This is a genomic window from Parasphingorhabdus sp. (genome assembly GCF_049667325.1).
Classification (GTDB): Bacteria; Pseudomonadota; Alphaproteobacteria; order Sphingomonadales; family Sphingomonadaceae; genus Parasphingorhabdus.
On sequence record NZ_JBATHY010000035.1, the window covers coordinates 1 to 3,623 of the forward strand.

The 3,623-nt window shown below is 58.5% G+C and carries 4 protein-coding genes; 2 read left to right on the plus strand and 2 right to left on the minus strand.

From position 1 onward, the window contains the following. The coding region (locus tag WBM93_RS01650) for a heparinase II/III family protein (RefSeq protein WP_424427503.1) at positions 1–912 on the plus strand (912 nt) is incomplete at its 5' end. Positions 913–914: 2 nt separating this feature from the next. Further along, positions 915–2,507, plus strand: coding sequence for a bifunctional phosphoribosylaminoimidazolecarboxamide formyltransferase/IMP cyclohydrolase (gene purH, locus WBM93_RS01655; RefSeq protein WP_424427505.1), 1,593 nt, complete (start codon positions 915–917; stop codon positions 2,505–2,507). Positions 2,508–2,562: 55 nt separating this feature from the next. Here the strand turns inward: purH and WBM93_RS01660 are convergent, their stop codons facing one another. Both WBM93_RS01660 and WBM93_RS01665 read right to left on the minus strand, forming a co-directional pair. Next, positions 2,563–2,985 (minus strand): hypothetical protein, encoded by a 423-nt coding sequence (locus WBM93_RS01660; protein WP_424427507.1) that lies wholly within the window; start codon positions 2,983–2,985, stop codon positions 2,563–2,565. A 155-nt stretch (positions 2,986–3,140) separates the two neighbouring features. After that, on the minus strand, positions 3,141–3,623 hold a 483-nt coding region (locus tag WBM93_RS01665), incomplete at its 5' end, for an NRDE family protein (protein ID WP_424427509.1).

Sequence of the window (3,623 nt, forward strand, 5' to 3'; positions counted from 1 at the left end):
GATCCACCGGCATTTCTCGAAGAGGCACTCAACAAGGCTGTTCCTCCGCTCACCGCGCTCACCCATTTCGACGGAGCGCTGGGCAACTGGCAAGGCAGCGGCGCGACATCGGCCGAACAGATAGCGCAGGTTGTCGAGGCAAGCGGGGTTCGCGCAAGACCGCTCCGCCAGGCGCGCGAATGGGGCTATCAGCGGGTGTCTTCCGGGCGCTCGGTGCTGATCCTCGACGCCGCACCGCCACCGATTGCACGGATGGCGGTGGCCGGTTGCGCATCGACCCTGGCCTTTGAATTTTCCAACGGCGATTGCCGGATCATCAGCAATTGCGGCGGGGCAGGGCTGGTCGGCGCAACGATACCGGCAGCGCTGGCGCGGGGCCTGCGGACCACGGCTGCACACAGCACGCTCTGCATCGCCGACAGCAACAGCACCTCGATCCTGGCCGATGGCAAGCTCGGGCGCGGGGTCAGCGAAGTCGAGCTGTTCCGCCGCGATGTCGAAAATGCAACCCGGCTAGAGGCGAGTCACGATGGCTATGCCCGGCGCTTCGGTCTGGTCCACAAGCGGCTGCTGCTGTTGCGTTCGGACGGTCTGGAATTGCGCGGCGAAGATATGCTGATCCCCGACGGCAAGAAGCGTCGGCGCCGTAAGGACGATATCGAATATGCCCTGCGCTTCCATCTCGGACCGGATATCGAAAGCGATCTTATCTCGGAGGGCAAAGGCGTGCTATTGCGCCTGAAAGACGGAAATTTGTGGCAGTTCCGCTCGACGAGCGGCGAAATTCAACTGGAAGAAAGCCTCTGGGTTGACGGCATGGGCATTGGCCATGAAGTCAGGCAAATGGTGATCAGCGGAGCGGTAGGCAAGGGCGGTGGTGCAACCGGCTGGCTGCTCAAACATATGGGGTAGAAATGACGGAAAATATCAAAATCAAACGCGCGTTATTGTCGGTATCCGACAAGAGCGGTCTGGCCGGTCTCGGCAAACAGCTGGCCGCGATGGGCGTTGCTCTAATCTCGACCGGCGGCACCGCCAAGGCGTTGCGCGATGCCGGGCTCGAGGTTGCGGACATTTCCGACGTGACCGGTTTCCCGGAAATGATGGATGGCCGGGTCAAGACCCTTCATCCCAAGGTTCACGGCGGCCTGCTGGCGCGGCGCGATGATGCTGGTCATGTTGCCTCGATGGAAGACCATGATATCGCCGGGATCGATCTGGTGATCGTCAATCTCTATCCCTTCGCGCAGACCGTCGCCAAAGGCGCGGAACGCGACGAGATTATCGAGAATATCGATATCGGCGGCCCGTCCATGGTGCGCAGTGCGGCCAAGAATCACGATTTTGTGACGATCGTGACTGATCCGTCGGACTATGAAACATTGCTGGCCGAGCTGCAGCAGAATGACGGTGGTACATCGCTGGCTTTCCGCAAGAATATGGCCGCCAAAGCCTTTGCCGCGACCGCCAGCTATGACAGCATGATCGCGCAATGGTTCGGTTTTGCCGATCAGGGCAAGATGTTCCCCGACACGCTGCCGCTGACCATGAGCCGCCCGGTCGAGCTGCGCTACGGCGAAAATCCGCACCAGAGCGCCGCCCTCTATCTGCCCGATGGTCCGTCCGCGAGCGGTATCGCGCAGGCGCAGCAGCTGCAGGGCAAGGCGCTGAGCTATAATAATTACAACGACGCCGATGCCGCGCTCGAGCTGGTCAGCGAATTTCGCGATGGTCCGCCAACCGTGGTCATTGTCAAACACGCCAATCCTTGCGGTGTTGCCAGCGCCGACAATATTCTCGAGGCCTATAAAGCGGCCCTCGCTTGCGACAGCGTCTCGGCCTTTGGCGGGATCATCGCGGTCAACCGCCCGCTCGATGGCCCTGCTGCCGAAGCAATGACCGGTATCTTCACCGAAGTCGTCTGCGCACCCGATGCGAATGACGAGGCCCGGGAAATCTTCGCGAAAAAGAAAAATCTCCGCCTGCTGCTCACCGGCGAACTTCCCGATCCCAGGCGCGGCGGCATGGGTTTCAAATCCATCGCCGGCGGCTTTCTGCTGCAATCGCGCGACAATGGCCAGATTGCCCAGGCTGATCTGAAATGCGTCACCAAACGCCAGCCGAGTGGGCAGGAAATGGCCGATTGCCTATTCGCCTGGACAGTCGCCAAACATGTCAAATCCAACGCGATTGTCTATGCCAGGGGCGGCTCTACTGCAGGCGTCGGCGCCGGCCAGATGAACCGGCTCGAATCCGCGCGGATCGCGGCATGGAAAGCCCGCGATGCAGCCGAAAAGGCCGGCTGGGACGAAGCCCGCACAATCGGCTCGGCGGTCGCTTCCGACGCATTTTTCCCGTTCGCCGATGGCCTGCTGGCTGCAGTCGAGGCGGGCGCCACAGCGGTGATCCAGCCAGGCGGTTCGATCCGCGATGATGAAGTCATCGCTGCGGCCGACGAGGCGGGCCTGGCCATGCTGTTCACCGGGATGCGACACTTTCGGCATTAGGGATTCGAGTCCCGGCGAAGGCCGGGGCCCATCCCCTGAACCCAAGTCTTTTGCGTCATTTGGAAAATCGGTTGGTAACGCCAGGTCTTTTGGTCGAGCTGGCTGTTTCATACCCTTTCCAGACATGACCGTCGCTACCGGGTTGAACAAAATGCTTTTGCTTGTTGTGATCGGTGAAATTGAACTGGTCAACATCGACGGGTTCCGAGAATAGAACGCCGAAATTTTGGCCTTCGATCCACCGGACTTCCCCGGAAATTCGGCCATATCCCTGTTTAATGATTGTAACCAGTTCAAACGGCCGGAGAAAGCCTTCGGTACGGCCCCCCATTCCCTGCTCTGACAAATTGGTTACAATAGCTGAAAATCCGGGGCCGTTTTCGCGTTCGATATCTACGCGAATGAGCTTGCATGCCCGTTTGTCGCGCTGCGCGGTAGATACCTGTCCCGGTAAATTGTCAGCGTTAACATTCGTCATATAGTGGTTAACGGCGAAACCTCTTGCACTTAAAGCATAAAATCGGTTTCCGGAGGTTTTTCTGAATATGTTTTTTTCCGCTGTCCGGGTTAGGAATATAGCGCTGTTGGCGGCTCGGTTGGTGCGGTGGTGGATGTCATGTCATCGCATCATTATCATGATGTGGGCCAGGAAAAGGACAAACGGGTTTCGCCCATGGCTGATCCCGATGCCGCGAACCGCCGTTCGATGAAGATACCGCTGCCGTTGTGGTCGATGGCAACCACCGTGCTGCAACGTGTTCCATAGGTTGGATCACGGATGAAAATGGGGGAATGCTCGGGTTCCAGGTCAAATTGTGAGGATGAATCAGAATGATCTTCTGGTCTGTAGCTTTTCTGGTCGAGCAGGGCATCAAATAGCATCGCGGGGTCATTTGACTCTACTGCCATCCACTTCTCCAATGCCCCGTTTAGTTGCGGGGACTTGGGCCATGGTTGGTGGATGGCACCGTTCGACAATCCGTGAATCCCATGTTGAAGTACATTGGTGGTCTTGTCGGGCCGATTGGTGTGAACCAACGCCTGGTCCGGTGTCACGGTGATCAGGTTGAAGGGATTGAAAGCCGAAAATTCTGCTGCCGCAACATCGGAATATCG

Bases quoted from the DNA above. Each gene is read 5' to 3' on its own strand.
- purH (WP_424427505.1), top strand. From the start codon at position 915: ATGACGGAAAATATCAAAATCAAACGCGCGTTATTGTCGGTATCCGAC.
- WBM93_RS01660 (WP_424427507.1), bottom strand. From the start codon at position 2,985: ATGACGAATGTTAACGCTGACAATTTACCGGGACAGGTATCTACCGCG.